Origin of the sequence: Paenibacillus ehimensis NBRC 15659 (assembly GCF_004000785.1) — a bacterium.
Classification (GTDB): domain Bacteria; phylum Bacillota; class Bacilli; order Paenibacillales; family NBRC-103111; genus Paenibacillus_G; species Paenibacillus_G ehimensis.
This window is the reverse complement of sequence record NZ_BILX01000052.1, coordinates 1-25,805: the sequence shown is the minus strand read 5'-3', so window position 1 is coordinate 25,805 and position 25,805 is coordinate 1. Positions and strand designations below refer to the sequence as shown.

Genomic DNA, 25,805 nt, shown 5'->3' with positions numbered 1-25,805 from the left:
CGTTCACCGTCCTTTCTTAGCGGGCCGCACCGGCTTCTTCAAGAAGCTCTCGACGGCCTTTTCATACTCTTTTTGCGTGCATTCATAGCCTTCCGCCCAGCCGTTGGCGGCGAGGAGTCCGACGAACAGCGTCTTGCTGGTGCCCAGGGCATCCCGCCACGCTTCGATCGGCTTTTGCTCCGCTGCCGGTTTCGGGTCGGAGGCCGGTTTCGTTTTTTCACTCATGGGCTTGTCTCCTCCACCGTAATGTTGTTGACCTGAACCTGCTCGATCTTGCCGAGCTCGCGGTCGGTGTAGATGCCCCATTCAAATTCAATGAACACCGTGGCCGCCGCGCGGTCCTTTTGGTCGGGAATCCATTCGATTTCCTTCGGCCTAAGCGGCGTATAGTTGCCCTGGCCGTCGTCGATCCCGTCCGGCAGCTCGGCAAGCAGCAGCCGAATCCAGTCATCGACTTTTTCCTCGTCGCGGTCGAAGATCGTGACCTCGATCGGCGTGATCCGCCGAAACCGCTTCGTTCGGAGATAGCGGCGACTGGCGCTCTCGAACTTGGCCGCCTTCCGGTGGTCGGGTTCCAGCTTCTCGCGGGCGGTCAGGATGATCGCCGAAGGGGAAGTCCGCACCCGGTCGAAGGCGTCCTCGTCCCGGAATGTCTGCTTGATGCCGCCGGTCCGCAAGATCGTTTCGATGAGATTTTTTGCCGTGTGAATCATTGGACACGCTCCCGAATGAACTCCTGGATGAGTTCCATAATGTCGGCTTCTTCGCTACTGGAAACACCGAGGAAGGGACGGGCCGGAATTTCGACCTTTTTCCCGCGCCCGGCCTTGCCGCCGAGCTGCTGGATCGCCGCTTGCACGAGGTTCGTGCCGATCGCCGCGCCTTCGCTGGTCGCCTTCGTGGCGATCGAGCGCATCAGCCGTCCGGTATCCTTCAGCGGCTTGCCGTTTGCGACGATCCGCTCGGCTCGCTTCGATACCTTGCCGCGTTTCGTCCGGTATCCGCTGGAACCGTCCTTTCGTCTGGTCCTGCGCCTAGCGCGGGCGATGAGCGTGGCGGGGGAGAGCGGTTCCCAGGGCTCGCCTTCCGGGGATCGCTCCGTCTCGAACCGTTCCTTTGAGCCTTCGGCGACAATCTGCGCGATTTGCGCGTTCAGCATCCGCAGCTCGCTTTTGGAAAGGTTGAGGTCGCGGAGCGTCTCAAATAGCCGGGACCAGTCGCCTTCGACGCGGACGCCTTCGGCGGCCATCAGTCGTACATCCTCCGAAAATCCTCGCCGTACACCTTGGGCCGGGCGTAGGCGCGAATGGCGCTTTCGTTCGCCGAGAGCTTGACCTCATCCGCCGCGATCTTCTCCAGCAGCTTGATCGCGTCCCGATACCGGCGCGTAAACACGTTGTCCTCATCGTTGTAGTGGCGGGTGAACAGGTTGTAGATCGCGATGTCCGCCGTCAGCTTGTTCACGATCTTCGGCACAGGGGAGAGGGGAACGGGATAGCGCATCGCGATGTACGTATTCACAACCGCCGTCGCCGCGTCGATCGCGCTGTTCGCGTTACCCTCATGAATGATTTCCTGACCGTTTTCATCGACCGCTGGGTTTTCCCGGTCGTTCGTCAGTTCGATCAGTTTGGACTTGTCGATCTGGCCGAGCAGATCGTCGATTGTGCAATACATTGCAGCGCTCACTCCCTTCAACCTTCCAGCACGTTCGGAAACCGCGTTATAACGCGTGATAACGCCCCTGTCCGGCTTGGTGAGTAGTTTTATACCCCCAAGCCGTCAGAACGGAAAATAGAGCGTCTGGAGGCTATTCTTTCGGCGGGTCGCCCGCGCCTTGTTTTTTGCCGCCGGATTTCGTCTTTTCGACCGGCTTTTCCGCCGCTTTGACGATGCCGAGGGCGATCAGCCGGTCGGCTTCCTCTTCGGTCAGCTGAACCGTCATTCCAGGTGCGAGCTTGTCGCCGTTGTGCCGCAGGCGGCGCAAGACGGTATATTCCGCCGTCGTTCGCTTTTCTTTGCTTTGTTCACTCATCGGGTCAACCCTCCTTACACCGCGCCGGTGATGAGGAAGCCCGCGTCCTTGGCGGTGAGCTCCACACCGTACACGTCGGCAACGTGGATGATGTTCGACTTGACCGTCTCGTCGCGGTATTTCGACGTTTGCGGACGGCCCTTCTTGCGCATCGTGTAGCCGTAGCTCGGCACCCACAGGTCAGCGGAGTTCTCGGGCACATACGCCAGGACGAGGTTGTTGCCCCATACGTCCTTCATCGTGCCGTCGCGATCCGCGTACACCGCTTTGCCGACGACGACCTTCTTCACGTCGAAGATTTCGGCCAGGATGTCCGCTGTCGCGATGCCTTTCTGCGAATACTTGATCTTGTCGATGATCTGCGGGTGATTCTTCAGCACTTCGTACACCGAAGCGCCGATCTCCAGCACGTTCGGGTACAGGCCGATCTTGCTGCGGACGGTGGCGCGGGCGTCACCGATCACGTCGATCGGCTTGCTGGCCGGGTCGGTAAACACGTCCGTGCCCGAAAGGGCTTCGACATGATCGGCGGAATAATTCGCCGGGTTTTGCGCGGCGTCCGCCTGGTCTTTCTCCATCTTCAGCCGGATGTTGTCGGTCAGCATCTTGGTGCGGCTCATTTCGAGCTTCAGCACTTCCGCCGCTTCCTCCAGCTCGCGGTCGTCGATCGGCGCTTCGAGCGCTTCCTCCTCCAGGGAGTAGGGGACCGTCGTCGCGTCCATCTCAATGCGGTTCGTCTTGCTGCGAATCGCGCGGCGGGTGTTGTAAATGCGGAACGCCTCCGCGCCCCATTTCGGGATTTTGCCTTGCTCCTTGTCCACCGGCACGACCGGGAACAGGTTTTCTCCGATGTATTCGGCGTTTTTGTAGCCGATGGCGACGTTCGTGAGGATCGGGTCCACGATCCTCGTTTTCTCTAATCCGGGCATGGTTTAGCCTCCTTTTGTTGGTTATGCCTTGGCCGCCGGTGCGCCGATCAGCACTTCGACCGGCTCACCCAGCGCGGCAGCTTCCAGGGCGACGCCGTTGATGACATTGCCTGTCGCTGCCGGAACCGCGCGGCCTTCTGCGTCGCTGGTGACGGGATCTCCGGCGTTGATCGCGGCTCCGGCGATAACCGGGGCCGTGCCTCCGGTGACGACCGTCAGGGATGCACCGGCAGCCGCTGCGGCGGTCAGCGAGACGCCGATCGCGGCGGCTCCGGCACCGGCTTGCGCTCCGGCTGCCGTGACGAAGCGGTATTCACCGACCGGCGCGGACGCGATGCGGGTGATCGTGTGACCGGGATTGTACTGCGTGTTCATGGCCGCTTGCCCTCCTTACGCCCGAGAAACGGCGATGACCGCTTCTTCGTAGCTCACTTTGTTTTTCTCCGCGAAGTCGCGGGCTTTCTTGTCGAGCTCCAGCCGATCTTCATCGACCAGCTCGTTCGGGCCGACCGCAAAGTCGGCGGTCTTGCTGCCGCTCTCCCGGTTCTTCGCGAACTCGGTGAACAGCGCGTCCTTGTCGGGCAGATTGCTGACAAACGACTTGAAGAACTGATACGGCGATTGTTTTACCGCTTTGCCTTCCGCCGAGAACTCGACCGTCTCCTCGTCGGGCAGCTGCTGCATGAACTCGACCAGGCCGGTCCGCAGCGCCGGGGGGAGCTTTGTCTTGTGCTCGTCGATCAGGGCGTGGATGTCGCGCTCGCGCTCCAATTGCTTCCGGGACCGTTCGCGCTCGGCGGCGAACTCGGCCTCCATTTGCTTTTTGAGCTTCTCGCGCTCGGCGGCGAACTCTTTTTCGAGCTCGGCCCGCACTTCTTTTTTGATGTCGTCCATGTTGTCCGGCATCTTCTTGGCCTCCTTGTTTGTACCTGAAAAATCCAGGTCGATTTGTATGCCTTCACGGTCCTCCTGGGAGAACTCGATGGGCTTCAATCCTTCCACGGCGGGGGCGGCTGCGCCGAGGAATCCGACGTGCCGCAGCGTCCAGCCGTTGTCCGTCTTGCGCAGGCGGACGGACACTTTCTTGTAGCGCCCGGCGTTGACCGCCTCCGAAAATTCGGGCACCACCTGACGGAACGACGCCAGCAGCTTGTCGCCCTCGCGCTTTAAGGCGGACACCCAGCCGAAGGCCGGATCGTCCTGCTTCGGATGTCCGATGACGATCGGCGCCTCGAATTTGTTCGGGTCGTAGTTGTCCACGATCTGCTGAATGTCGTCTTCGGTGAACTCGCCTTGCGGCTCATACTTTCCGGCGCGGAACACTTCGTACCATTTCATCGCGTGTTTTCCTCCTTATTCCTCACGGTCTTTGACCGATTCGGGCACTTCCCGCAGCGAGACGCTCGGGGGCTTGGACCAGCCCGGATCGGGTGAAACGTCCGGCCTGAAGTTGGCCGGGGTGATGCCCTCGCGGGCGGCGCGGTACTTGTTGATGGCGATCACGCCGCACCGGCAGCGGTGTCCGTTCGGCGGCCACCATTCATTCCAGATCGGATCGTCGCGGCTTGCCACAAAACCGTTCATCGCCCGGTGACTGGCCCGCGTGCCCGAATCCAGCACAGCGGAATAGCGGTAATAAGGGAACATATCCGCCATTTCCGGTTGTTGGAGCTTTTCATACTGGCCGGTTTCATAAGCCGTCTGAATCTGGTTGCGGAACACCGTCTCCATGTGCCACGGGTCCAGCTCGCTGATGCCGAGCGCCGCCGCCTTCTCGTCCACGGCCTTCAGGAAGTCCTCGAAGGTCGTGCCCTGTTCCAGGGAGGCGAGCAGCGCCTCGTGGATCGCCCGGACCATATCCTGGCTTTGCACGCCCGCCAGCGTGAAATACTTGGCGCGTAGCTCGTCGCTTAGTTTCCGATACTGCTCCATGTTGATCGGCATCAACTGCGAGAAGTAGCGGATCGCCTCCTCAAACTTGACCGGCTTGGCGATCGTCTTGTACGCGAGCTCGTCGTCATCGTTCGCAAAGGAAGGGGTTCCTTCGCGTTCGGCCTTCAGGAAGTCGAGATGCGCAGCGTATTCGCCCATCGCGTAGGCGACGATGCTTGTCCGGTTCATGAGATCGGCCAGGTCGGCGATCGCTTCCCGATCCGGCTGCAAGCGGGCGACATCAGCAGCGCCGAAGTCTTTCCACCGGCGCACCTGATCGACCAGGTGATTCCACATCCGCCGGACGATCAGAAGACTTTCATCCACGGACCGAGCGAATAGCAGCTGAAGCTGATCGGCCCGTTCCTGCTGATCATCCTCCTCGGCGGTGAATTGAACGACGTGCAGCTCGCGGTCATGATCGTGCGTTTTTCGCGCTTTTCGTGAGACGTTTTGTTCCGAAAAGAGCGGGGAAGGGGCGACTTCCGCCTTCTTCACCAGCACGTCGTTCTTGCCGGGGCGGGGGATGTTGTACTTCTCATAAAAGTAATCCACCGAGATCGGCACGCCCATGCTGACCAGCTTTTCGTCTCGTTCAACCCATTCCTTGTGAACTTCCTCCGGTTCAAAGTCGATATGGAAATACGGATACGAATCGACCTCGCCGAAGTTGAAGGCGACCAGGTAGGGGATCAGGTCCGTATTGATCGCACTCATGAGCATTTTTGCGTCCGCCTCGATGATCTCGTCCTTGACGCCTTCATGTGTCTTGCTGGCGGCATACGAACCGCCGCTCGGCAGCTCGGTCGTGAGCGTCTGGCCGAGGATCGCCTTCGAGATTTCCGCGTTGCAGAAGCGAAGGAACGCCTCGTGCGCGTCGCCCTTTGCGTCTCCGGCCTCCTTGAACTCCACGGAGGAATTGGCCGGGATCGCGACCGCCGCGTCCTGGACGAGGGAGACGAGCGCATCGAGCAGCCGGTCCTGATCGGCTTGCGACGCGCCTGGCTGGTACTTGCCGATGGCCGTCGGCATGCCGTACTTTTCCATGAAGATCGCCCAGAACTTGAACCCGTGCTTCTTGAACTGCCACGCCCAGAAGCACTTCGTCGCCAGCGCCACGCCGTACGGGTTGTGATCGTCACCCGATTCGTGGACGACAGCCAGGAACTTGCCCGGCGGCACCGGCTCGCCTTCGATGTCGGCAGGACTGCGCAAAAAGCGCAGGTTCCCGTCGATGTCGAAGGTGAAATATTCGATCGGGCGGTCTTTCATGTTGGCGATCGTCCAGCGGCCTTCCCGTTCCGTCCAGATCAGTTCGTGAATGTTCCGACCTGCGAACACGGCGTCGAGCATTTGCCGCATGTCCTGGTCGAAGTTGAGCCGCTCGAACGTCTCCTTGACGAAGGCGGCGATCTCCAGATCGCGCCGATCGTCGGAGGCGGGGAGCACGTCCCAATCTTTGGAGAGTACGCCGCTTTTGCGCTTGGTAAGCTCCGCCCACACGTGCGCGTCGGTTTTCATCTCCTCGAAAATTTCCGCCGACTTGCCGGTCTTCTTCAGAATGATGTCTGGGTTCGGCAGCGACTTCATGAATGCGCCGAACGTGTTCAGGACGCGGGCGATTTCGCTCGTATCCGGTTTTTTGATTGGTCTTCCGTCTGGACCGAGAATCATCCGTATCCCTCCATCATCCTCCGCACAACGCTCCGCCGGGCGACCGTCACATCCAGCGACACATACGGGTTATTGATTGCAGCGTGCAGCGAGAGGGCGAGCGCCCAGAACCGGTCCGCGTGGCCGTTCTCGCTGCGTTCGGCGGCGTACCGGATGTTCCCGGCTGCCGTCGTGATTTTCTGGACCGAGTGCAGATCGTTGCGCAGCACCCGGTCGATCGGGATGCGCACGATGCGATCCTCGAACGCCCGGCGCTGGGTGATCGCAAGTTCCTGCTTGACCGGTCCGGTAAATTCAACCGCTTCGGCCTTGCTGCCGAACGCCTCGACCGCCTCCTCGGCGAGCTGCATGCCGATGCCGGTGGCGTCGATGCAGGCCCGGCGCATGCGCGGCATGGACAGGTAGGTGAACAGCTGTTCGCGCTGGACGCTGAACTTTTGTTTCTCCAGAACGTGGATCGCTCGCGTCCAGTACAGCGTGCCGGTATATTCGAGAATCCACATGACGGTCAGGTCGCGCTTGCGTCCGATGTCCACGCCGAGCGTCAGATCGCCGACCGGGGAAAAGTCCTCCGGCAGCATGAACGTCGCTTCGTCCGTCTCGCAAGGGGTGATGAGTTCGTAAGGGAGGAGCGATCCGGCCTCGTCGATGAACTCGCAGCAAAACTCTTGCAGCCAGTCGTCTTCCGATTCGCAACCCTTGCGCAGCTCGTCGATGTCGATGTCGAGCCCTTGCTCCTTCGCCATGTAAATGTCCACGAAGTGCTTCGACCAGGTGCCGGTGTTGTCCATCCACAGGTCGTAAAACTTGCCTGACTTGCCGTTCGGCGTCGAGATGACGCGCAGTTTGTAGCCCCGCGTGATCGTCGGATAGAGTGCCGTCCAGATTTTCCGGCTGTCGGCGTGGAACGCGAACTCGTCCAGCACGACGTTGCCGGAGAAGCCCCGCGCGGTGTCCGGGTTGGCCGGAAGGCCGATGATCTTGCTGCCGTTCGGGAAGCGGACCTCCAGCTGCTTGATCGCCTGGTCGTCGATCTTGAAGGTCGTCTCCAGCTCCTCGCAGGCGACGCCGATCGCGCGGGTGTGCGTGGCGACCTTTTCCATGAGCTCCTTGCTTTGCCGTTCCCCGCGTGAGAGGAGCACCCACGTCGTCCGGTGATCGAGACAGTCGAGCACGACTTCCAGCGAAACCGCGAACGAAAAGCCGGTCTGCCGGGCTTTCAGGGAGATTTTGAACCGGCTCTTGTCCTCGACCCATTTGCGCTGGTATTCGGTGAGCTGGATCGCGGGCTGCGTCATAGGATGCCGTACACTTGCTCTTTGATGTAGGCCAGCGTCTCCGCGTCAAGCCCCTTTTGTCGCCCGGTTTCCTCGATCGCTTTGACGGCCTTTTCGGCTTTCTGGCGGAACTCCAGCTTCAGCTTCTCGCGCTGGACCGAACTGCGCTCCAATTGGGCGAGCGCCTTCATCGTCTCGATCAAACCCTTGTCGATCACGCCGCCCTCGTCCTGGGCGGCCATCAGCGTTTCCTGGATGAGCTGCACGGCCAGATTCGACGCCGCCTCGGTCATTTCCGTTGCCGGTCGGTCTTTGCTGTCTTCGATGATCGCCTTGGCCTGCTCGCGGGCGATCCGCAGCTTCTCCAGCCGCGATAGGAAGTCTTTGCCGTACCGCTGCACCGCCATGTGGCTGACCTCGACGCCGGTCTTGTCGGCCATCTGGTTGATCCAGTCGGCGATCTCACGGTACGTTGCGCCGGTCGTCAGTTTTTTGTTGACCGCCTCGACGATTTCCGGCGGCAGCTGAAGCACTTTGCTATGCTTGCGGCGGCTTGACATCAGCGGATCACCAACACGCCGGGATCGTCCGGGATGTTACCATCCAGCAGGTCGATGCCTTTGGCGGTCAGGGTGGCCATCGTGCGCTGGATGCCGAGTTCGTTGCCCTCCTCGGTGCGGACGTACCCTTTCTCTTCGAGATAGTGCAGATGCCTGCGGATTTGCGGCAGAGAGCCGTCCATCTGGCTGTCGTTCAGCGTCAATGAGATCAGCCGGTCGCTGGCCGGGCTCGGATATTGTACTTTGAGGATCGTCAGGATGAATCCCCGGATTTCTTTCGCTTCCTTGTTGTTCATTCGTTTTTGCCTCCTGCTCCCGTCAATTTGCTCACGCTCTGGAGCATTTCCCGCACGTCGCGGGTGAGCGTATCGACTTTGTGTTCGAGCCCCGCGATCGCCCGCGTCTGATCGTCTTTCAGCTCCTTCAGAGCACGGTTGAAATCGTCTTTCAGGACGTACTTCTGCGGCAGCTCGGCCTTGAAGTCCGAGAAGTCCTTCTCGATCTCCTGAAGGTTCTTGTCCAGGGCGTTCTGATTTTCTTTGACGCTGGCGCGGATGTCTTTCAGGAAATAACCGATGATGCTGGCAAGCGTCAGCAGAATGGAGCCCATGACGGAGATGATGGTGATGAGTGCGCCGGTTGGCAGCTGATCCAAGTAAATTCCCTCCTAAACGAAAAAAAGCTCACGACAGATTTGGTCTATCGTGAGCATAACAAAGGGGCTTGATCGGATTCGATCAAACCCCTCTAGTTTTTTGTAGCGTCAAACTGCTTATAGGAAACCGCTAGAAGTCTATTTGCAGCTGTTCGCCTTCCTCCTTCGGTCGGGTCAGGTTGCGAATGTACGTTTCCGACAGGTTATACTTGCGGGCAAGGTCTTTGTAGTTGGTCCCGTCGAACTCCTTGCAGATGATACGATCCCGAGCCGGGCCGATGGCCTTGTCAAACTTCGGCATATACTCATAGGTGCCGCCGAAGTGCTTGGCGAGCTCTAGCGTAGCAGCCACGCCGATCAGCTCGGCCATCTTCCTGTAAGGATGAGGCAGTTCCTCGCAGTTGACTTCGGCGATCAGCTCCTCGGTCAACTCCATTGACATCCTCCTTCCTGGCATTATATCGCATCGTCCTCGTTTTGTCTCGCGATTTCCCATTCTTTGGCTTCGACGTGCTGGGTGACGGCCTGGCAGGACGGGCACCACAGCGTTTTGATGTGGCCGGATTTCTTCAGCTTGCTTCTTCGCCGCTGAATGGTGGAGACGTGGCGGCAGACGGGGCAGATGAGGAACGTCGCCGCCAAGAAACGCGAGGCGCTTCGTCGGCTCACGACGCCGACCTTTAAGGCGCGGCCCGCTGATAGCCGCGATCCCGCATCTTCTTCAGCGCCTCGATCACCTTGATGCCTTGCTGCTTCGTCAGCCAGCCGAGCCGGTCCACGCCGGTGAGCTTTTTGACGAATCCCTGGAGGCGCTTGGGCTCGTCTGCCCAGCCGAGCTCCTTCTCCAGCTGGCGGATTTTGCCGAGCATGGCGTCCGTCGCCCGGTGTTCGCGCGGCTTCGGCGCTTCGCCGACGAGCTTGCACAGCCGGTCGATGACCTTGATCGCCTGCTCCTTCGTCAGGGCGGAGATGCTGCGGTCGCCGCTGACTTGCTCGACGACCGACCGCAGGTTTTCCTCCTCGATACCGTACTGCTTCATAAGCCCGAAGATTTTGCGGCGCTGCTCGGGAGTAATCTTCACGGGAATCACTCCTTTCCGATCAGGCGCTCGCACTCTTCGACGGTCATCTGTCGTCGGTACATGCCGCCGGTGACGGCGTTCAGATCGGCGTCGAACATCTTGTCGAAGTCCGGGCTCATCTCCACCCGCGCCAGTTCCTCAATCTTCTGCTGCGGCATTGCCATTGTCTTCATCCTCCTTCGCATATTCGAGGCCCACGCTGATGCTGTCCTCGACAAAAACGGATTTTTTCACGCCTTCGATCTGCTCGTCGGTCAGCTCGCCGAAGAACCGCTCGATCAGCTCGGCGTTCTTCGCCAGGCGGATCGCGTCGAGTTCCTCTTCCAGGTCGCCCTGCACGCCGACCGTCTCCAGCAGCTTTTTGTCCTTCAAATAGTCGCCTTTGAGCTTCTTCTTGACGGCCTTCATCGCGTCGGGCGAGAGGCCGAGCCCGCGCAGCACGTCGTCGATCACGACCGACTTGTCAAAGTCGCCTTTGAACAAGGCGATCAGCGCCGCCTTGAACCGCGCCTCCGTGTCGTATTTGATTTCCTCTTTGCGGACGATCTTCGACTTCGCGATCTCGCCGAGAACGGAGACAAGGCGGTCGTAGTTGTCGATCTCGAATTTCTCCTTGTAAACGGCGTTGAAGTGCCCGGCTCTGCCGAAGATTTGCAGGAAGGACAGGTTCCGGTTGTCCATCACCGCGAAGGCTGCCGTCGTCAGCTCGGCCTTGATGGCGTCGAGCCGTTTCTTATCTTCTTTCATGCTGCGTTCCAGGCGGATCGCTTCATCGACCAGGGCGGCCAGCTGTTCCTTGTTCATGACGGCGACACCTGCCCGACGAAGGCGTTCGCGAACTTGCGCTCGGACACATCCACGTCCATGTTTTCGACGCACTTGGCGCAGACGAACCGTCCCATATAGACGATCAGCTGCTTGTCCGAATCGCAGAACAGGCATTGCCCGTTCGTGCGCTGAAGCAGAATCGTTCCGTCTTCGCTGTCCACCACGATTTTGAAGCGTTCGCCGCCGGTCAGGCCGAACTCGCGGCGCAGGGCGGACGGCAGGGTGATGGCTCCGGTTTTATTCATCTTCTTGTTAAACGACTTCAAGGGAATGTCTCCTTTCGATGATTGAGATTTTTTGTTCTTCGAGCAGGTTGCAGTATGCCTTTTCAGCGGCGATCAGGCGGTGGATTGCAGCGTCCACGAACGCCGGTTCCGCTTGGTCGAACTGTTGCCAGGCGATCGAAAGCTCTTTCCGGGCGCGTTCAAGCTCCGGGCTGGCGGTAGGGGCGGGAGGGTTGTTTCGGTGCCGCCTGGCTTGATTCAGCAATTGCAGCAGCATGGCCTCGCCTCCTTTCAAAAGGTTTCGCGGTCTTTCTTGCGACCGTCTTCGCCGTCCATGTGCGCGTGCTTCATCATCTGGTTCAGGCGGCTGCGGATCGCTTCGACTTTCTCTTCCAGCCGGTGCTTGCGCATGGCCTTCTCGTACACCTGGTCAGGCGCGTAGTTGCTGGTCGCGAACGTCGGCAGGTTGCCGGTGAACCGAGCGTTCACGATCTCGAACATGACATCGACCGTGAACTCCGTTCCGGCCTCTTGGCCGAACTCGTCGATGACGAGCACCGGCGTCGTGCAGTACGCCTCGATCAGGGTGTCGAGCGATTCCTTCTTTGAGAGCATGCCGCGCATGTTGCGGAAGATCGCGTCGGTGCGGATGAACAGCACCGGCACGCGGCGTTCTTCCAGCCGGTTGACCATCGCGAGGACGAGATGCGTCTTTCCCGTTCCCGGCGGTCCGTATATATAAACACCCTTATCGCTTGCGCCGGGCGTGAACTCCTGGGCGAACCGGTGGATGTACGCGCACAGCTTCTTGTGACGCCGTTTCTGCGCGTCCGGGAAGTTTTCAAAGGTGAAGTCCTTGTCGCTGGCCGCCTTCCCGGAGAGGGAGAGCAGCCGCTGCCAGCGCAGCTCCCGGTGGTATTCCAGGAACAGATCGCACATACGGTGCAGACTGTTAATATGACCGCCTTGGATGTCAAGGTGAATCTGTGTGCCTTCTTGACCCGCAGGGCGGCGGCAGGATGTATAGCCTGTGCATCCCCGGCATTCCTCGACCTGCTTCGCCCGATCCATGAGCTGCACCGTCGCCCTGCGAATCTGTTCATCCGTTGCGCCGAGCTCCGCCAGTTCCGGCAGCCGCTCGCGAAAATATTCCGGCGTGTACCGATTCATCACTTCAGCAAACCGCGCTTGCCATGATTCATTGCCTTCCAGCGCTTCCTTGATGCTCTGCATGCGCCTCGCCTCCTTCCAGCGGCACGAACAGCACTTCCATGACCAGCTTGTCCGGGTCGAACCGGATCGCCTCGATCGGGCGGTCCGACGGTTGCTTTTCGACTTGCCGCAGTAAGCTGTGCAGGCTGACCGCAGCCGTTCCGGCGGTCAGGATGTGGGAGAAGAGGACGAAGCAGCGGTTCGGATCGGGAGGCGTTGCCATCATGATCCGCTCCGCCGAGGTTGGTTTACTCCTGGGCTTTGCCATGATCGACACCTCCTTGAAAGATGAAAGTCTTGTCTATCATGCTTTGCTATAATTGAATGTGTATTGATCCATTTGAGAAAGGAGGTTCGGCTCGGTGATCTCAAAGGAACAGATTTGTCATGATCTCGCTGTCCAGATCGCGACGAGAGGGCTGCACGATCAGGCGGCAGTCGCTTCGCGCGTTGCCAGACGCGTAAACGAAGCGGATTTGTTATCCCGTTATTTCGTCGCTTACAAAGGCTTGCTCGCGGCATTCGATGCAATGAAAGCGAAAGCTGAAGATTCGGAAGGGTAGCGCCTTCTGTTGTCATCGGCTTCGGTGTTGCAAACGCTCCTGGCTGCGATGTCCGTTTTCGCTTCATCCAAAACCCGCATCGCAGCCGCAACACTCATTTCACAGTCCACGAACAGCTGGACGATGTAATCGATCATGACATCCTCTTCAATAGCGGTGATCGGGCCGTCATACCTCTTTCCCTGGGCTCGCATACGGTCAATGACCGATTGAGCCGCTTTTCTCAAACTCGCGCGATCCAGGAGTTTGTCGATCGGTATTTCATCGGTCTTTTCCGTTGGCGGAGCGGTAGCCTCCTCGGATTTGAACGGCGAGCGCGGGCTGCGGATGCCCCAGGCTCGCATCTTCGCTTGCAGCGTGTTCTTTTTCATGCCTTGCTCTTGCTCGATCTGATGGATGGTCTTGCCCTTGGCGAACTCGGCGAGCACGAGCTCCTTCGTGACGTGATCGTATTTGCCGCGCGGCAATTGGATCGGCCTCCTTTCCTGAACGCCGTCGGCGTTCGTGATTTTCGGCGGGGTCGCGACCCCGTACTTGATCCGCTCCTCTTCGGTCATGGGCCGGGTGACGCACTCGCTCGACCAGGTGGCCCGCAGCTCGACCTCCCTTTTCGGAATCGGCGTTCCCGTGTGGCCTCTTGCTCTTGGCACGGTCATCACCACAATTCGTTCAATTTGATTTCGAGTTTCGGCCTGCCGTCCGGCATCGTCGCCGATCTCTCCGGCGGTTGGTTTATATAGCCGGTGTGAACCACTCTCACGATGTCTTTCGCAGCGTAGCGCTCTAGCACATAGGAGACAGCACCGGCCTCATCGATCACACATTCCACGCAAACGATGCGGATGCCGCCTTCTGGCGGTTCAAATGCGACATCGTAAAGGCGGAGAGGCTTTCCCCAATACAGGCGGCGACGTTCCCGCCCGCGTTCCTTTGCTGCCGCGATCCGCCTTCGCCAGGAGCGAACCCATTCGGCATGTTTTGCCCGGCGCGACGGCTTGATCTGCGGAGGCGGGGCGGACTTGGGGCGAATGTTTCGTTTGTCCTTCATCGGCCTGTTCGCCTCCCTCGCTTGTGCCATTTGCGCCAGTTTTTGGCCTGGCTTTTCTTCTTCCGGTAAGACAGCTGCGCGATCCGTTTCCGCCTGGCGATCTCCCGCTCGACGATCACCCGAAACGCCGGATAGTGCTTCGCCACCGCCTGCACGATGGCGCGGACGGTGGCGGTGACAACTTGGATGAATCGCTCGAAAAATTGCTTGACTTCCGGCGACAGCTGCGGCGGTGTGATGGGCTCACGCATTGGCGGTCAGGTTGATCTGGCCGATGTGGAGAACCATTTCCTCGGTGATCGGCTCGCCTTTCGTCATATCGAGCAGCACGTCGAGAATCTCGACGCAGTTGCGCAGGCCGCCCTTGCGCGGGTTCAGGGCGATCTGGATCATGACCTTTCGCGCTGCGCTCGTCAGGTTCACCCGTTCAAGCAGCTGCTCGACCTCCTCGCGGGACGGTCCTTGCAGGCGCTGGTGGAACGGGGCGCGGTCGGCTAGACGCTTCAGTTCCGGGCTCATGTCCGCGAAGTCAAGGAACATTTCCGCCAGGGCGAGGTTGCCGACCAGGGCGACGCCGATGTTCCCGGCCTCGTCGTAGATGTCGCGCAGCGCCTCGTATTTGTCCGCCGACTTCAAGAGATCGGCCTCGTCGAAGATGAGGAAGTACGGCGTGCGCTTCAGTTGCTTCACGATCCGGCGCGTCAGCTGGTTGGCCGATCCGGTGTCCGGCAGGCCGAGCGCATCGGCCAACTCCTGAAGCAGACTTTTGACCGTATGCGTGCTCTTGCAGCGGATGTAGATCGCGCTGCCGGGATTGGTCAGCAGGTACTTCTTCAGCGTCTCGGTCTTGCCGAGGCCCGGATCACCGGCCACGATGCCGAACTTGTGCTTCGTCGCCGCCTTCTTCAGCACGTAACGCATGCGCTTGACATCGTTCGTCTCGATGAAGGGGAGCTCGTCCGCGCTGGTGATGTAATCGACGGCGGGAGCTTGTCCCGCCTCGTCCTGTTCGTCCTCCCAGGTGCCGATGCTTCGCAGGTAATTTCTGACCGTTTCCCGAAGTTCTTCACTTTCGGGATATTTTCCGTTAACATAGAGGGAGATGGTGCTCCGAGATTTGCCTAGTTCCCGAGCAACATCTGTGATCTTTGCGCCCTCCTCCTGAACCAGTTTCGCGAGGAGGGTTCTTTCTTTGGACCACCCCTCCATGCTGATCGCCTCTCCTTCGTCGCGTTGAACCAAATGTGCTACTGCCATCTGGCATTACCTCCTTCGATTGATTATCCTTCCGTACCCTCGCGCAGGATGTACTCATCGAACGCGCTGACCGTCTTGGTCTGCCGTTTCGATCTTGCCGGTTTCCCTTGCTCCTCACGCTGCTTGACGACCTGCTCGGTGCCGAGCATCGCCCGGACGTTGCTTTTCGCGCTGCCGACCTCGCCGGTCTTCATGCGGGCACCGGCTCCGTCGCGTTCGGCGACAACCTGTTCCAGCGTCGCATGCGATTCGCGCAGCAGCTGCTTGACTTGCTTGCGGCGGGCGGCGCGGCGTTTGAGAAATTCCTGCACGTCGTCCTTCGTGGCGTTGAAGTCCAGCAGCTCCTTGTTGGTGGCCGTGAACAGATACTTGCCGGTCTTCGGATGGAAGACGAGCAGCTCGCCGATCCGGTTCGGGTCGTAACGGATGATGACTTTCTGTCCGGCGTATGCGGGCAGTTCCGGGTGCCAGTACCAGCGCGGACGGCCCCGCGTGCCGAACTTCTCGATCCCTTGCGTTTGCACCGCCGCGCGTTCCACATCCATGAGACAGATGTCCAGGGCGCGTTCGTCGGCGAAGCCTTCGCGGATTTTCGGCGTGGAGAAGTGCTTTTGCATCGGTGCCATGCCGAGCGACCGGTGCACCGTCGTGTGATAGTCGTACAGGAACGCCTCGATGCGCTCCGACAGCTCTTCCAAGGTGAGCAGCAAGCCCTTCTCGTGTGCTTCCTTCTCGTCGAACCCTTCGGGCCGGTCTTCGTTGTTCGGTCCGCACCAGCCGGGCTGGTAGCGAGTGAACTGATCGGTGAAGGTGCCGAACCAGCGCTCGACATGTGCCTTGGCCCACGGATGATAGGGCGTCGCGAACTGGACCTTGATGTCCAGCGTCTTGCAGATGCCGCGCGTTTCCCGCGACATTTCCCAATCCTCATGCTTTTTCCCGGCTCGCACCTGCGCCTTGTAGTCCTCGCCGTTGTCTATGTAGAGCATGCCGGGGATGCCGCCAAGCTCCAGCACGTCTTCCGTGCCGTCGTCGTGCACGATCTTCTTCGGCAGCAGCGCGTGCCTAAGCGCCAGGGCGATCGTGCGCCCGTTTGCCTGGTCGGATAGGCACCAGCCGACCACGACGCGGCTGCAAACGTCGAACCAGACGGTCAGCCACGGACGGATCGCGCGTCCGCGATAGCTGATGAACATATCCAGCTTGTGATGGTCGCCCATCCAGACCTGGTTGACGAACTCCGGTTCCTTGCGGGTTGCCTTCTCGGCGAATCGCTTCCAGTACGCTTCCTCGCCTTCGCGTGCCAGGCAGCAAAGGTCCGGCTCAAAGTCTTCCATGTCGCTGATATACCGGAACACGCTCGCACGAGACGGTGCTTTGTGACCGTTTGTCTCACAAAACCGGACGGTTTCGCGGTAAACGTGCGCTGGTTTCGGCTTGCGCCGGTCCAGATACTTCGCCCGGATGAATTTCTCCACTTCGGCGTCGATGCTCGTGCGCTGCGGCCCCTGTGTCAGTAGGCGCGATTTGCGCATCAGTCCCAAAACCCCCCATTCCTGAAATTTTTCGATGTCCCGGTACAAGGTGGCCGTGCTCTTGCCGTACCTCTTCGCCAGGCGATTGATCCAGATCGTTCGCTCGACGCCTTGCGGCGGGTTCATCGCCTGCTCGATGATCTCCATCTTGTATTCGGCCTCGGCCATCATCTCCCGGAATTTCTCCTTGCCGACGGCGTGTTCCAGCTCCGCCAGCGTGTACGGGATTCCGGTCGTTTCCGGCTTGTCCGGTTCGGCGGTGCCGACATCGGATGCGGCGGCCACTTCGCTCATCGTCCAGAACTTGCGCTGGACATCGACCGGGAGGGAGGACACTGGAATCACGTAGCTTTTACCTGATCGACCGCCTCGGGCGTTGCTGACTTCTTCTGCCTGGAGCTTTCCGTCTTGAATTTGCTTGCGGATCGCGCGTTCTGTGATCCCGAATAAACCAGCGGCTTCGGTCACGGTAAGTTTTGGCTGCATGTGTTCCCTCCTCTCTTGCGGCTTTGAAGTATTTAATGAAAGCAAATTCCCAAACTACTTTGGATAGAACGCTAGTCGGGCATGATGTACGATAGATTCGTAGATTCGTAAGAGCGGCAGCTTCCCTCCTGACGGCGCTGGAGCCGGAAAGGAGGGAACGCCTATGGCAAACACCGTTAAAATGGACGGTTCCGTCAAACTTGACGGGTCTGTCAAACTGGACGGTAAGCAGCCCGCTGACGGGAAGAAATAATTCTCGATCACAGAACATAGCGATCAATTGATTAGCCGGTAGCTCCACCTACCGGCAAACCACTTTGCTCCAGCGCCTTCAGGAAGGAAGCTGCTTCACTCTTACGCGATCTTATTCAGCTTGTCCGGGTTCATCCCCAGCGCCTGGGCGATCTTGGGGATGAAGGTTTTCCCGGACCGTTCGCCGATCAGGATCAGGTGGAGGTATTTGCCGCTGGTGCCGATCTCTCTTGCGAGCTCGACTTGCGTTTTCCCCACCTCAATCAGGCGCTTTTTCACAATTACACCGAGCGGCGACAGCTGGCGCTTCCTCATGCTGATTCACCCCTTTCCTTGCTGTCTTCTGCCATCCGCATGCCTTGCTGCTTGTAAGCCTCGCGGATAGCCATGTTGCGCAGGTTGCGCGTCGCGGCGATCTTGGCGCTCAAATGGAGCACCGTGCGATGCAACTCGGCGACCAGCTCCTGCTCCTGTCTTTCGAGCAGCTCCGCGTAGGATTCCAGCGCCTCCTGCTGTGCGAAGGATGCGGTAAATTCGCCGTCCGTCACATTCAGCTTGATGTCGCCGAGAATCTCGCGGGCGATCGCTGCCGATGCCTCGCGTTGATCCGCTAGTGCTTTGTTCATTTTGTCTCACCTTCTTCCCATTTGAGACATGAAAATCTCGGATTCTCGTATTCAGTTTTCAAGGATCGACTGTTTGTGACTTCTTAGGTGTGATAGAATCGCTGTGATGGTGTTTTCTATCTAAACCGATTATATCTCGGATTTCCGAGATTATCAAGCGTTAATATCGTTATTCCGAGATTTTTTTTTACTATTATCCGAGAATGGGGTGTTTCTATGAAAACAATTGGTTCGAGGTTGAAAGAAGCGAGGAAGCGCAAGGGTTTGACGCAGATTGACATTCAAAAAGCGACCGGCATATCGAGCGGCAATTTAAGCGACATCGAAAACGACAAGTCTATGCCGTCCGCTGCCGCACTAATCTCGTTAAGCCGAGAATTGGAGGTTTCGATCGATTGGATATTAACAGGGGAGGAAAGGTTTGCGATTGAACCGGCTTCGCCAGAACGAAAGGCGAGTGGTTACTCCGACATTGATCTTTCACCGCAGGATATTGAGTTCTTTGCGAAGGTTAAACAGCTGACGAAGGAAAACAGGATCAAAGTCGAAGGGATCGTCGAAGGTTTGCTCATTAGCCAGGACAGCAACCCGCAAGGCAGGACGGGAGCGTCGTCCAGATCGACGAATGGTTACGAACGCGAAGAGGCCGCCGCAAAAAGTAAGTTGGCTTAATTTTTTGGCCTTCTTGATAGATTTTTATATCATTTGCGGTTCCGCAATCGGCGGCACGCGGCGCTGCCGAAAAATACCCAATAATCCAGTAACGGCGCGGGTTTTCGCGGAAGTTCCGCAATCATTGCGAGTTCCGCAATCAAGTTCCGCAATCAGGAGGCCGTTTCGGGCTGAAAATTGGCCGTTGCCGCGCGGTCGTAAATGCCGATAACGCCGTAGTAACGCGGGTTCTAACGATTTTGCTAACATCCGCGCGTCGATGCGTTACTCGTCCGGCAAAAGTGCAAAAAAGAGGACGATCCGACGGAATTTCGTCTCACTCCGTCAGGTCGTCCTCGATCCATACTGGACACACTCACACACTCACATTCCCTTTATTTTATGGGTTTTTGTAACGTCTCGTAACGTCGAATAACGTCCAGGAACGGGGTTTTGTTTTTCTCAATTTCAGTGATACCCGACATTCGCTCGCCCAAATGCCTTTGAACACGTTATAATTTTGAAACGTGATGATCAGCCCGAACATCGGGGCGTAGCGGAATACCAGAAAATAAATCAAGCACGGTAAAAAAAGCAGCCACAAATATTTGGTCCGGTGCCACGTCCGGATGACGCGGCTCCCCATTTTTTTCGTCGCGTTCGTCGCCGGCTGACGGGCCGCCAGCTCCATTCCCATCGTCTCCGCCTCCTTCAATACCCATCCCCTCGGTCTTGGCAGTTTGCCGGCTTGCCCTGCCTGAGCTCCGGTGTCAGCGTTAGCATAGCAAAGCGGCCGGCGCCGCGAAATCCTCCAGATTGCCGGGGAATCGACTTTTGTTCGGAAATGTGACAGGATGCATACGAACCTGAAAAAATGAGTATTGGGATCGGGTCATCCGAGCCTTTATAATTGAGACAAAGTTTCGCAGCACGAAAAGGAGGGCCATCCATGCGCATCGCCTGGCCGGAGAAGTGGAGAACGAATTCCTTGTTTGCCCGGCTGCTTGTAAGTTTTCTTGCTATCATCCTGCTGCTGGCCGCCTTCAACTTCGGGTCGTTTCTTTACCTCAAGGGCAAAATCCACGACGAAATCGTCAAATACAACAGCCTGAATATGAGACATACGATGGAAAGCTACGAAACACATTTCAAGCTCGCGATCGATATGCTGCTCAGCCTGAACCAGAACAACGAGCTGACCGCCAATCTGAACGTGCTCCGCCAGCTGCCGCAAACGGCAGGATACGAAAAGACGGTCAACGTGCACGCCGAAATTAAGGCGCTGATGGCCAATCCGCTCATGTTTTATGAAAATATCGTGTTTTATTTCAAAAACGGAGACTTCGTGCTGGAGAAGGAAGGAACAAGCCGCGTGGAGGACATGTTCGGCAAATTTTACCGGGCGCCCGCCTACCCGCCTGATTATTGGAGGGGACAGTTCGAAGAGCCGTATTTTTACCGCATTCATCCGGCGGCCGTATTTTCGCAGAAATATATGAATCTGGAGCAGGACCTCGGGAGGCTCGTTCCGGTCTCGGTCAAAAACGCGCTGTACCGCGACGTGCTCTTTCTCGTCTTCCTGGACGGCGACAAGATGGCGCGGACGCTGCATTATTCGCTGGACAACCCGTTCTTCGTTCTGGACGAGCGGCAGAAGCTGATTTACGCCTCCGATCCGGATGCGGCTGCGGCCAAGCTGCCGGCGTTTACGGAAGACGCGAGCGAGACGAAGCTGGGGGATCATTATTTGTTCCAGCAAAAAGGCAAGCATACCGGGTTCCGCTACGTCACGATGGTGCCGATCGAAAGCATCTCGTCCGAGCTGCTCCGGCTCAATCTGATTCTGATCTCTTTACTCGCTGTCACGATCGGGATCAGCGTCGTCACCTCGATACTGTTCAGCGTGCGCCTGAATTATCCCGTTCAGCGGCTGCTTCGCACGGTTCATCAATACAACGATCCGGGGGCGTCTGCCGATTTCCGCATCCGCGAATTCGAGCTGATCGGCGAGCAGATCGGCCGGATGCACCGGGATCTGTCGGACAAAAATTCGCTGCTGCGGTATTATGCGTTTACCGACAAGCTGAAGCAGATTCATACGAAGCATCCGGATGTGAACGATCCGTCGTTTATTCAAAAGCCGTTCACGCTGATCTTGTTCCAGCTCCGTTTCTTGCCGCGGTTTATGGAAGAGACGAGTCTCGAACGCGAGCGGGCGACCTACTTCATCCGGGAATATATCGAATCATATGTAAAGCGATCTCATCCGGATGCGCTGACGTTCCAGATCGATAAGGATCAAATCTTGACGCTGGTATTCAGCGAGCACGGACAGCCGGTCGCAGACGATTGCCTGGCCGGCTTGAAGGAAGTGTTCGACTACGACAAGGATTGGTGCCACTTTACGATGGCGGTCAGCGGGCCCTCTCTGCCGGCGTCGGAGTTCGCCGCCGCTTACGAGCGGGCGCTGATGCTCGCGGGAGAACGCCAGCCGCTGGAGGAGACGCAGATCATCCGCCAATCGGCGGTCCGCCCGCCATACCGGCTGACGGCGATGCAGGAGCAGGAGCTGCAGACGAAGGTGCGCTCCGGCAGCTTCGAACCGCTGCAACAATGGACTGTGCAGCAGCTTGAAGCGCTGCGCGCCCGCGAAGCAACGGTCCCGGAGCTGCGGCGGTTTCTGCAGCATGCCGCGGGACTGGCGCTGAAGGCGGTCGAAGCGGCGGGGCTGCCGCTGCAGGCGATGCCGGCCGAGCGGGAGCTGCTCGCGGACATCGAGCAGTGCTTCACGTACGCGGAGGCCCAGACGCTGCTAGTGCGCCTGCTCGGCCAAGCGGCCGAAGCGATCGCCGCCTCCAGCGAGAACAAAGACCCGGTGATCGAGTTCGTGAAGCGGTACACGGAAGAGCATTTGAGCGAGGATGTCTCGCTTGATCTGATCGCCGACAAGCTCAGTCTGTCCCGCGGATATGTCTCGACATATTTCAAGGAGAAGACCGGAATGAATTTCAGCGATTATCTGCACCATGTGCGCATCCGTCACGCGCAAGAGCTGCTGCTCGATCTTGAGCTCAGAATCCAGGACATCGCGCTGCGGCTCGGCTATCAGAATGTGAATTCGTTCATCCGCATGTTCAAGCGCTATTCCGGCATGACGCCGGGAGAATACCGCAAGAAGCAGGGCGGAAAGTAAGCCGTGCGAAACGTAAACGGCGTAGGCTGTAGATAGCGCAAACTGTAACCGTCGCGAACGCGGCAAGCAAGGCCGGTCGAAGGAGAAGAACCGCCCTCCCGCCGCCTGCTTGCTTGATTCTATCGATTAAACAAAGAAGCGAGTCCCCCCATAGAGGAACTCGCTTCTTGCGCTATGATCGACGATCTTATTGTGCTGCCGTTCGTCCTTCCCGGCTCTTACCGGAAATCCGGCGGAATCCGGCGGGCGGTGCCGGTCAAGATTGCCGCTTCGATAATCGCGTGGCGAACTTTTTTCACGACGTGCTCGTTGAAAATACTCGGGATAATATAATGCTCGTTCAGCTCCGCATCCGTGACGACGGAGGCGATGGCGCGTGCAGCTGCAAGCTTCATCGGCTCGTTGATGGTGCGGGCCCGGCAATCGAGCGCCCCGCGGAAAATACCCGGGAATACCAGAACGTTGTTAATTTGGTTCGGATAGTCGCTTCGGCCGGTCGCAAATACGCGCACATGAGGCAGCGCTTCTTCCGGCGCGATCTCCGGCGTCGGATTCGCCATGGCGAAGACGATGCTATCCGGCGCCATAGTTTGGACGTCTTGTCCGCTCAAAAGGCCGCCGCGGGATACGCCGATGAAGACGTCCGCGCCGCGGATCACTTCTTTCAGCGTGCCCGGCTCGGCTTCCACCTGCGGCTGGTTAGCCAGCCACTGCCACATCGGATACTCGTAGGTGCCGCCACGGACAATCGCGCCCTCGCGGTCGACCGGCACCAGCTTCGTCACGCCTGCGGCCAGCAGCATTTTGCAGATGGAAACGCCTGCCGCGCCGATGCCGTTCACGACGACGCGCACGTTCTCGATCCGCTTGCCAACGACTTTAAGCGCATTGAGCAGTCCCGCAATAACGACGACGGCCGTGCCATGCTGGTCGTCGTGGAATACCGGGATATCGAGCTCTTCGTTAAGCCGGCTCTCGATCTCGAAGCAGCGCGGCGAGCTGATGTCTTCCAGGTTAATCCCGCCGAAAATCGGGCTGATCGCTTTAATCGTACGGATAATTTCTTCCGTATCCTTCGTATCAAGACAGATCGGGAAGGCGTCGACGCCTGCAAGCTGCTTGAACAGCATCGCTTTCCCTTCCATCACCGGGGCGGCCGCATGCGGTCCGATATCGCCGAGTCCGAGTACGGCTGTGCCGTCGGAAATGACCGCTACGGTATTCCGTTTGATTGTCAGCGAATACGCTTTTTTCGGATTTTCGTGAATCGCCGTACATACCCGCGCAACCCCCGGCGTATAGACCCGGGACAAGTCATCGCGGTTTTTAATCGGAAGGTTCGGCTGAACGGACACTTTGCCGCCCAAATGCACAAGGAACGTGCGGTCGGAGACGTTGATCAGCTTGATGCCTTCGTGCTGCTTCAGCGCTTCCACCACTTGCGATTCCACGGATTCCGCAACATCCACGGTGATGTCCCGGATGGAGGAATCCTTACCCGGCCGAATCACGTCGATCGACGTGATGTCTCCTCCGGATTTGCTGATTGCGGCGGCTACATCCCCGAACGTGACCTTCTCGTGGTCTAACTCCACACGCAAGATAATACTCGTCTGTGCCATGCTGATATCCTTCCTTTTATATAAAATGATGTCTCGAACCTAGTAATATGACCTGCAATAATCACATGTTATCACGACATTTATTTTTCGCGCAAATGAAAAACTCTATAATCCCCTATTAAATTCTTTTTTCACCCGCTCTTCTTCGCTTTGGCGATCGCTTGCTCGAGCATCTCCTTATTCATCGGCCCCGGATGCTTTACCCGGATCGTTCCTTGAGCGTCGATGACGAACGTGGCCGGATAAGCGTTCACGCGGTACGTCTTGCCGACTTCGCCTTGACGGTCCAGCACGATCGGGAACGTGAGCCCCCATTCCTTGACCCATGCGCGCACGACCGGCTCGCTGACCTCCGTCGACGTCGCGTTGACGCCGAGAATCGTAACGCCATGGCTCTCCTGCTCCGTATGCACCTGCTGCATGTGCGGCATTTCCGCCTGGCACGGCGGGCACCAGGTCGCCCAGAAATTAAGCACGACCGTCCGCCCCCGGTAGTCGGACAGCTTGGCCGACTGGCCGCCAAGCAAAGGCAGCTCGAAGTCCGGCGCCTGCTGTCCGATTTTGAGCCCTACGTTCGCCCCGGCTTCAGCCGTGCCCGCCGAAGACTTATCCCACACATTGGCGGCCAGCGACGCGATGAGCGCATATCCGACGACGAAGACGACCGTCCGCTGGAGGAGGGGCTGCCACTCCCTCTTCGCATTGGATACGAACCAGAAGGCCGTCAGGCCCGCCGCGAGCAGCGCCTTGAGTCCCCAGGTGAGACGGCTCTCCTCTTCCGTAAAAAAAATCAGCGCCGCGTAGACGGCATACCCCCCAATAACCGAGACAAGCACCGAATCCGTGTAAATGGCTGCATTCAATTTTGCCTTTTTGGCGCTCAACCATACATATATCCCGGACAGCAGCGTCGCCAGCCAGACGCCTTTGTCGCCGCCGCTGAAATAGAGCAGCGACATCGGGTTGGACAGCACGCTCCCCGGATCGAAGACAAGGATACTCAGCTTCCAGCTGACCACCCACATAAGAAGCGCGTTCGAGACGATCGCGCCGAACGTTCTTCCGATGGAAGAACCTTTTAACCGCAGCCTCGATAAGACGTAACCCGCCGCAACTGCCGCAATGACGACCAGCATGCTTTTTTGCAGGATGAAAGGCCCCCATGTCCACGTTTCCATTGTTTGCTCACCGTTCTCTCGTCAAAAGTCCTGCTTTCATTGTGGGGCGGCGACCGGACGTTGTCAAATGGTGTCCCAGTCTGTGGAATCGGGCGAACTCCGTCCATGGATTCCCAGGCTTGTACATAAAACAACCAGAACTGCAGGAGGGATTTCCACTTGAAAAAGCAACTTACCGCACTGTTACTCGCCACTACCGTCACATTCAGCGTCGGAGCTTTTACAGCTGAGCAAGCCCTTGCCGCCTCGGATGCCACAATTGTCAGCGGCGTGAATTTCCGCAAAGCGCCCAATACGGGTTCAGACACATACGGTCTTCTAAAAGCAGGTGAAAAGGTAGACATTCTCGAGAAAGTCAACGATTATTGGTATAAAGTTCGCGACGATCAAGGCCGAGTCGGCTACATATCCACAAGCAGCAAATACGTCCGCGCCGACGGCTCCGGCGGAAGCTCGTCCAACGGTAGCGGCTCGTCCAATAGCGGCAGCACATCCAAGCCGAGCACGGGCAGCAGCAGCGAGGTCGTCAACAAGGTCATCGCCGCAGGCAAAAAATATTTGGGCACTCCTTACGAGTTCGCCTCCGACCGTTCGAACACCCGCACGTTCGATTGCTCCGACTTTACCCGTCAAGCGTTCAAGGAAGGTGCAGGGATTACGCTGCCCAGCGACTCGCGCGGACAAGCCTCTTACGTCAAGTCCCTCGGCGGCACGACAACCAACTGGCACAATCTGAAGCCGGGCGATCTGATGTTCTTCATGGATTATAAAGGAACGAAAGCGTCGGCCTACCCGTCGAACAAGTCGAATCAGCGCATCTCGCATGTAGGCATCTACCTCGGGGATGGAAAAATTTTGCATACCTATTCGAAAACATCGGGCGGTGTACGCATCGATTCGATTGCAGGCAAGCATTGGGAATACCGCTTCGTCTTCGGCGGAAGCGCGTTGAAATAAGCCTATTTATAAAAAGCTCCGGCTTCTCT

General features: G+C 58.2%; 35 protein-coding genes. 3 read left to right on the top strand and 32 right to left on the bottom strand.

What is annotated here, in order from left to right:
- Positions 1-3: 3 nt before the first annotated feature.
- The 29 genes from PEH01S_RS23890 to PEH01S_RS23755 form a co-directional block, all read right to left on the bottom strand.
- Entirely contained in the window at positions 4-225 is a 222-nt protein-coding gene (locus PEH01S_RS23890; protein WP_111154033.1) for a hypothetical protein, read from the bottom strand.
- Positions 222-713, bottom strand: a complete 492-nt coding sequence (locus PEH01S_RS23885) for a hypothetical protein (RefSeq protein WP_127488463.1) — start codon at positions 711-713, stop codon at positions 222-224. Before PEH01S_RS23885 ends, PEH01S_RS23890 begins: the two co-directional genes overlap by 4 nt.
- Complete coding sequence (locus tag PEH01S_RS23880) at positions 710-1,249, bottom strand: phage virion morphogenesis protein (RefSeq protein WP_111154031.1); 540 nt, start codon at positions 1,247-1,249, stop codon at positions 710-712. Before PEH01S_RS23880 ends, PEH01S_RS23885 begins: the two co-directional genes overlap by 4 nt.
- Entirely contained in the window at positions 1,249-1,677 is a 429-nt protein-coding gene (locus PEH01S_RS23875; RefSeq protein WP_111154030.1) for a DUF1320 domain-containing protein, read from the bottom strand. The genes PEH01S_RS23880 and PEH01S_RS23875 overlap by 1 nt, the downstream gene beginning before the upstream one ends.
- 133 nt (positions 1,678-1,810) lie before the next feature.
- Positions 1,811-2,035, bottom strand: coding sequence for a DUF7210 family protein (locus PEH01S_RS23870; protein WP_127488461.1), 225 nt, complete (start codon positions 2,033-2,035; stop codon positions 1,811-1,813).
- A 14-nt stretch (positions 2,036-2,049) separates the two neighbouring features.
- Positions 2,050-2,964: a major capsid protein gene (locus PEH01S_RS23865; RefSeq protein ID WP_111154028.1), complete on the bottom strand. Its 915-nt coding sequence runs from the start codon at positions 2,962-2,964 to the stop codon at positions 2,050-2,052.
- Positions 2,965-2,985: 21 nt separating this feature from the next.
- Positions 2,986-3,339 carry a capsid cement protein gene (locus tag PEH01S_RS23860; protein WP_127488459.1) on the bottom strand — a complete coding sequence of 118 codons (354 nt, stop codon included), beginning with the start codon at positions 3,337-3,339 and terminating at the stop codon, positions 2,986-2,988.
- 15 nt (positions 3,340-3,354) lie between these two features.
- A complete protein-coding gene (locus PEH01S_RS23855; RefSeq protein ID WP_111154026.1) occupies positions 3,355-4,302 on the bottom strand; it encodes an ATP synthase subunit B family protein in 948 nt (315 codons plus the stop codon).
- A 15-nt stretch (positions 4,303-4,317) separates the two neighbouring features.
- Positions 4,318-6,570, bottom strand: coding sequence for a phage portal protein family protein (locus PEH01S_RS23850; protein ID WP_127488457.1), 2,253 nt, complete (start codon positions 6,568-6,570; stop codon positions 4,318-4,320).
- The gene (locus tag PEH01S_RS23845; RefSeq protein WP_127488455.1) at positions 6,567-7,868 is read right to left on the bottom strand and encodes a terminase large subunit domain-containing protein; all 1,302 of its coding nucleotides are present in this window, start codon (positions 7,866-7,868) and stop codon (positions 6,567-6,569) included. Before PEH01S_RS23845 ends, PEH01S_RS23850 begins: the two co-directional genes overlap by 4 nt.
- On the bottom strand, positions 7,865-8,407 hold the full coding sequence (locus tag PEH01S_RS23840) for a phage protein Gp27 family protein (RefSeq protein WP_111154023.1): 543 nt from the start codon (positions 8,405-8,407) through the stop codon (positions 7,865-7,867). Before PEH01S_RS23840 ends, PEH01S_RS23845 begins: the two co-directional genes overlap by 4 nt.
- The gene (locus tag PEH01S_RS23835) at positions 8,407-8,703 is read right to left on the bottom strand and encodes a winged-helix domain-containing protein (protein WP_127488453.1); all 297 of its coding nucleotides are present in this window, start codon (positions 8,701-8,703) and stop codon (positions 8,407-8,409) included. Before PEH01S_RS23835 ends, PEH01S_RS23840 begins: the two co-directional genes overlap by 1 nt.
- Positions 8,700-9,062 carry a type 2 periplasmic-binding domain-containing protein gene (locus PEH01S_RS23830; protein ID WP_127488451.1) on the bottom strand — a complete coding sequence of 121 codons (363 nt, stop codon included), beginning with the start codon at positions 9,060-9,062 and terminating at the stop codon, positions 8,700-8,702. The genes PEH01S_RS23835 and PEH01S_RS23830 overlap by 4 nt, the downstream gene beginning before the upstream one ends.
- 130 nt (positions 9,063-9,192) lie before the next feature.
- Positions 9,193-9,498, bottom strand: a complete 306-nt coding sequence (locus tag PEH01S_RS23825) for a Mor transcription activator family protein (RefSeq protein WP_164828014.1) — start codon at positions 9,496-9,498, stop codon at positions 9,193-9,195.
- Between the two features lie 20 nt (positions 9,499-9,518).
- On the bottom strand, positions 9,519-9,731 hold the full coding sequence (locus tag PEH01S_RS23820) for a hypothetical protein (RefSeq protein WP_127488448.1): 213 nt from the start codon (positions 9,729-9,731) through the stop codon (positions 9,519-9,521).
- An 11-nt stretch (positions 9,732-9,742) separates the two neighbouring features.
- The gene (locus tag PEH01S_RS23815) at positions 9,743-10,144 is read right to left on the bottom strand and encodes a regulatory protein GemA (RefSeq protein ID WP_127488446.1); all 402 of its coding nucleotides are present in this window, start codon (positions 10,142-10,144) and stop codon (positions 9,743-9,745) included.
- Between the two features lie 5 nt (positions 10,145-10,149).
- Positions 10,150-10,308, bottom strand: a complete 159-nt coding sequence (locus PEH01S_RS34740) for a hypothetical protein (RefSeq protein ID WP_164828012.1) — start codon at positions 10,306-10,308, stop codon at positions 10,150-10,152.
- Positions 10,283-10,948, bottom strand: coding sequence for an ABC transporter permease (locus PEH01S_RS23810; RefSeq protein WP_127488444.1), 666 nt, complete (start codon positions 10,946-10,948; stop codon positions 10,283-10,285). The genes PEH01S_RS34740 and PEH01S_RS23810 overlap by 26 nt, the downstream gene beginning before the upstream one ends.
- The gene (locus tag PEH01S_RS23805) at positions 10,945-11,238 is read right to left on the bottom strand and encodes an AbrB/MazE/SpoVT family DNA-binding domain-containing protein (protein ID WP_127488442.1); all 294 of its coding nucleotides are present in this window, start codon (positions 11,236-11,238) and stop codon (positions 10,945-10,947) included. Before PEH01S_RS23805 ends, PEH01S_RS23810 begins: the two co-directional genes overlap by 4 nt.
- On the bottom strand, positions 11,225-11,473 hold the full coding sequence (locus PEH01S_RS23800) for a hypothetical protein (protein WP_127488441.1): 249 nt from the start codon (positions 11,471-11,473) through the stop codon (positions 11,225-11,227). The genes PEH01S_RS23805 and PEH01S_RS23800 overlap by 14 nt, the downstream gene beginning before the upstream one ends.
- Before the next feature lie 14 nt (positions 11,474-11,487).
- Positions 11,488-12,429, bottom strand: coding sequence for an AFG1/ZapE family ATPase (gene zapE / locus PEH01S_RS23795; RefSeq protein WP_127488439.1), 942 nt, complete (start codon positions 12,427-12,429; stop codon positions 11,488-11,490).
- Complete coding sequence (locus PEH01S_RS23790; protein WP_127488438.1) at positions 12,395-12,676, bottom strand: hypothetical protein; 282 nt, start codon at positions 12,674-12,676, stop codon at positions 12,395-12,397. Before PEH01S_RS23790 ends, zapE begins: the two co-directional genes overlap by 35 nt.
- A gap of 231 nt (positions 12,677-12,907) precedes the next feature.
- The gene (locus PEH01S_RS23785) at positions 12,908-13,621 is read right to left on the bottom strand and encodes a hypothetical protein (RefSeq protein WP_127488436.1); all 714 of its coding nucleotides are present in this window, start codon (positions 13,619-13,621) and stop codon (positions 12,908-12,910) included.
- Positions 13,622-13,626: 5 nt separating this feature from the next.
- Positions 13,627-14,019 carry a hypothetical protein gene (locus tag PEH01S_RS23780; protein ID WP_127488435.1) on the bottom strand — a complete coding sequence of 131 codons (393 nt, stop codon included), beginning with the start codon at positions 14,017-14,019 and terminating at the stop codon, positions 13,627-13,629.
- The gene (locus PEH01S_RS23775) at positions 14,016-14,270 is read right to left on the bottom strand and encodes a hypothetical protein (RefSeq protein ID WP_127488433.1); all 255 of its coding nucleotides are present in this window, start codon (positions 14,268-14,270) and stop codon (positions 14,016-14,018) included. The genes PEH01S_RS23780 and PEH01S_RS23775 overlap by 4 nt, the downstream gene beginning before the upstream one ends.
- Complete coding sequence (locus PEH01S_RS23770) at positions 14,263-15,276, bottom strand: AAA family ATPase (protein WP_127488432.1); 1,014 nt, start codon at positions 15,274-15,276, stop codon at positions 14,263-14,265. Before PEH01S_RS23770 ends, PEH01S_RS23775 begins: the two co-directional genes overlap by 8 nt.
- 23 nt (positions 15,277-15,299) lie before the next feature.
- A complete protein-coding gene (locus PEH01S_RS23765) occupies positions 15,300-17,297 on the bottom strand; it encodes a Mu transposase C-terminal domain-containing protein (protein WP_127488431.1) in 1,998 nt (665 codons plus the stop codon).
- 354 nt (positions 17,298-17,651) lie between these two features.
- Positions 17,652-17,864 carry a helix-turn-helix domain-containing protein gene (locus PEH01S_RS23760; protein WP_127488429.1) on the bottom strand — a complete coding sequence of 71 codons (213 nt, stop codon included), beginning with the start codon at positions 17,862-17,864 and terminating at the stop codon, positions 17,652-17,654.
- Positions 17,861-18,175, bottom strand: coding sequence for a hypothetical protein (locus PEH01S_RS23755; protein ID WP_127488428.1), 315 nt, complete (start codon positions 18,173-18,175; stop codon positions 17,861-17,863). Before PEH01S_RS23755 ends, PEH01S_RS23760 begins: the two co-directional genes overlap by 4 nt.
- Before the next feature lie 216 nt (positions 18,176-18,391).
- On the opposite strand from PEH01S_RS23755, the gene PEH01S_RS23750 reads away from it, so the two are divergent.
- Entirely contained in the window at positions 18,392-18,847 is a 456-nt protein-coding gene (locus tag PEH01S_RS23750) for a helix-turn-helix domain-containing protein (RefSeq protein ID WP_127488427.1), read from the top strand.
- A 379-nt stretch (positions 18,848-19,226) separates the two neighbouring features.
- On the opposite strand, the gene PEH01S_RS35060 is transcribed toward PEH01S_RS23750, so the two are convergent.
- The gene (locus PEH01S_RS35060) at positions 19,227-19,523 is read right to left on the bottom strand and encodes a hypothetical protein (protein ID WP_174807167.1); all 297 of its coding nucleotides are present in this window, start codon (positions 19,521-19,523) and stop codon (positions 19,227-19,229) included.
- A gap of 252 nt (positions 19,524-19,775) precedes the next feature.
- Between PEH01S_RS35060 and PEH01S_RS23740 the strand changes: the two genes are divergently transcribed.
- On the top strand, positions 19,776-22,019 hold the full coding sequence (locus PEH01S_RS23740) for a helix-turn-helix transcriptional regulator (RefSeq protein ID WP_127488425.1): 2,244 nt from the start codon (positions 19,776-19,778) through the stop codon (positions 22,017-22,019).
- Between the two features lie 218 nt (positions 22,020-22,237).
- On the opposite strand, the gene PEH01S_RS23735 is transcribed toward PEH01S_RS23740, so the two are convergent.
- Both PEH01S_RS23735 and PEH01S_RS23730 read right to left on the bottom strand, forming a co-directional pair.
- Complete coding sequence (locus PEH01S_RS23735) at positions 22,238-23,641, bottom strand: NAD-dependent malic enzyme (protein ID WP_025846542.1); 1,404 nt, start codon at positions 23,639-23,641, stop codon at positions 22,238-22,240.
- Between the two features lie 131 nt (positions 23,642-23,772).
- Positions 23,773-24,819 (bottom strand): peroxiredoxin family protein, encoded by a 1,047-nt coding sequence (locus PEH01S_RS23730; protein WP_127488424.1) that lies wholly within the window; start codon positions 24,817-24,819, stop codon positions 23,773-23,775.
- A gap of 159 nt (positions 24,820-24,978) precedes the next feature.
- Here PEH01S_RS23730 and PEH01S_RS23725 point away from each other — a divergent pair, with 159 nt between their 5' ends.
- On the top strand, positions 24,979-25,776 hold the full coding sequence (locus PEH01S_RS23725) for a C40 family peptidase (protein WP_127488422.1): 798 nt from the start codon (positions 24,979-24,981) through the stop codon (positions 25,774-25,776).
- The last annotated feature ends 29 nt before the right edge of the window (positions 25,777-25,805 follow it).

Excerpts from the sequence above, each read along its gene's own strand:
- PEH01S_RS23790 (WP_127488438.1), bottom strand. The coding sequence starts at position 12,676 with ATGGCAAAGCCCAGGAGTAAACCAACCTCGGCGGAGCGGATCATGATG.
- PEH01S_RS23775 (WP_127488433.1), bottom strand. The coding sequence starts at position 14,270 with ATGCGTGAGCCCATCACACCGCCGCAGCTGTCGCCGGAAGTCAAGCAA.
- PEH01S_RS23825 (WP_164828014.1), bottom strand. The coding sequence starts at position 9,498 with ATGGAGTTGACCGAGGAGCTGATCGCCGAAGTCAACTGCGAGGAACTG.
- PEH01S_RS23860 (WP_127488459.1), bottom strand. The coding sequence starts at position 3,339 with ATGAACACGCAGTACAATCCCGGTCACACGATCACCCGCATCGCGTCC.
- zapE (WP_127488439.1), bottom strand. The coding sequence starts at position 12,429 with ATGCAGAGCATCAAGGAAGCGCTGGAAGGCAATGAATCATGGCAAGCG.
- PEH01S_RS35060 (WP_174807167.1), bottom strand. The coding sequence starts at position 19,523 with ATGGGAATGGAGCTGGCGGCCCGTCAGCCGGCGACGAACGCGACGAAA.
- PEH01S_RS23880 (WP_111154031.1), bottom strand. The coding sequence starts at position 1,249 with ATGGCCGCCGAAGGCGTCCGCGTCGAAGGCGACTGGTCCCGGCTATTT.
- PEH01S_RS23885 (WP_127488463.1), bottom strand. The coding sequence starts at position 713 with ATGATTCACACGGCAAAAAATCTCATCGAAACGATCTTGCGGACCGGC.
- PEH01S_RS23845 (WP_127488455.1), bottom strand. The coding sequence starts at position 7,868 with ATGACGCAGCCCGCGATCCAGCTCACCGAATACCAGCGCAAATGGGTC.
- PEH01S_RS23740 (WP_127488425.1), top strand. The coding sequence starts at position 19,776 with ATGCGCATCGCCTGGCCGGAGAAGTGGAGAACGAATTCCTTGTTTGCC.
- PEH01S_RS23750 (WP_127488427.1), top strand. The coding sequence starts at position 18,392 with ATGAAAACAATTGGTTCGAGGTTGAAAGAAGCGAGGAAGCGCAAGGGT.
- PEH01S_RS23835 (WP_127488453.1), bottom strand. The coding sequence starts at position 8,703 with ATGAACAACAAGGAAGCGAAAGAAATCCGGGGATTCATCCTGACGATC.
- PEH01S_RS23865 (WP_111154028.1), bottom strand. The coding sequence starts at position 2,964 with ATGCCCGGATTAGAGAAAACGAGGATCGTGGACCCGATCCTCACGAAC.
- PEH01S_RS23855 (WP_111154026.1), bottom strand. The coding sequence starts at position 4,302 with ATGAAATGGTACGAAGTGTTCCGCGCCGGAAAGTATGAGCCGCAAGGC.
- PEH01S_RS34740 (WP_164828012.1), bottom strand. The coding sequence starts at position 10,308 with ATGGCAATGCCGCAGCAGAAGATTGAGGAACTGGCGCGGGTGGAGATG.
- PEH01S_RS23730 (WP_127488424.1), bottom strand. The coding sequence starts at position 24,819 with ATGGAAACGTGGACATGGGGGCCTTTCATCCTGCAAAAAAGCATGCTG.
- PEH01S_RS23840 (WP_111154023.1), bottom strand. The coding sequence starts at position 8,407 with ATGTCAAGCCGCCGCAAGCATAGCAAAGTGCTTCAGCTGCCGCCGGAA.
- PEH01S_RS23850 (WP_127488457.1), bottom strand. The coding sequence starts at position 6,570 with ATGATTCTCGGTCCAGACGGAAGACCAATCAAAAAACCGGATACGAGC.
- PEH01S_RS23875 (WP_111154030.1), bottom strand. The coding sequence starts at position 1,677 with ATGTATTGCACAATCGACGATCTGCTCGGCCAGATCGACAAGTCCAAA.
- PEH01S_RS23810 (WP_127488444.1), bottom strand. The coding sequence starts at position 10,948 with ATGAACAAGGAACAGCTGGCCGCCCTGGTCGATGAAGCGATCCGCCTG.
- PEH01S_RS23735 (WP_025846542.1), bottom strand. The coding sequence starts at position 23,641 with ATGGCACAGACGAGTATTATCTTGCGTGTGGAGTTAGACCACGAGAAG.
- PEH01S_RS23890 (WP_111154033.1), bottom strand. The coding sequence starts at position 225 with ATGAGTGAAAAAACGAAACCGGCCTCCGACCCGAAACCGGCAGCGGAG.
- PEH01S_RS23755 (WP_127488428.1), bottom strand. The coding sequence starts at position 18,175 with ATGAACAAAGCACTAGCGGATCAACGCGAGGCATCGGCAGCGATCGCC.
- PEH01S_RS23765 (WP_127488431.1), bottom strand. The coding sequence starts at position 17,297 with ATGCAGCCAAAACTTACCGTGACCGAAGCCGCTGGTTTATTCGGGATC.
- PEH01S_RS23780 (WP_127488435.1), bottom strand. The coding sequence starts at position 14,019 with ATGAAGGACAAACGAAACATTCGCCCCAAGTCCGCCCCGCCTCCGCAG.
- PEH01S_RS23800 (WP_127488441.1), bottom strand. The coding sequence starts at position 11,473 with ATGCTGCTGCAATTGCTGAATCAAGCCAGGCGGCACCGAAACAACCCT.
- PEH01S_RS23870 (WP_127488461.1), bottom strand. The coding sequence starts at position 2,035 with ATGAGTGAACAAAGCAAAGAAAAGCGAACGACGGCGGAATATACCGTC.
- PEH01S_RS23770 (WP_127488432.1), bottom strand. The coding sequence starts at position 15,276 with ATGGCAGTAGCACATTTGGTTCAACGCGACGAAGGAGAGGCGATCAGC.
- PEH01S_RS23760 (WP_127488429.1), bottom strand. The coding sequence starts at position 17,864 with ATGAGGAAGCGCCAGCTGTCGCCGCTCGGTGTAATTGTGAAAAAGCGC.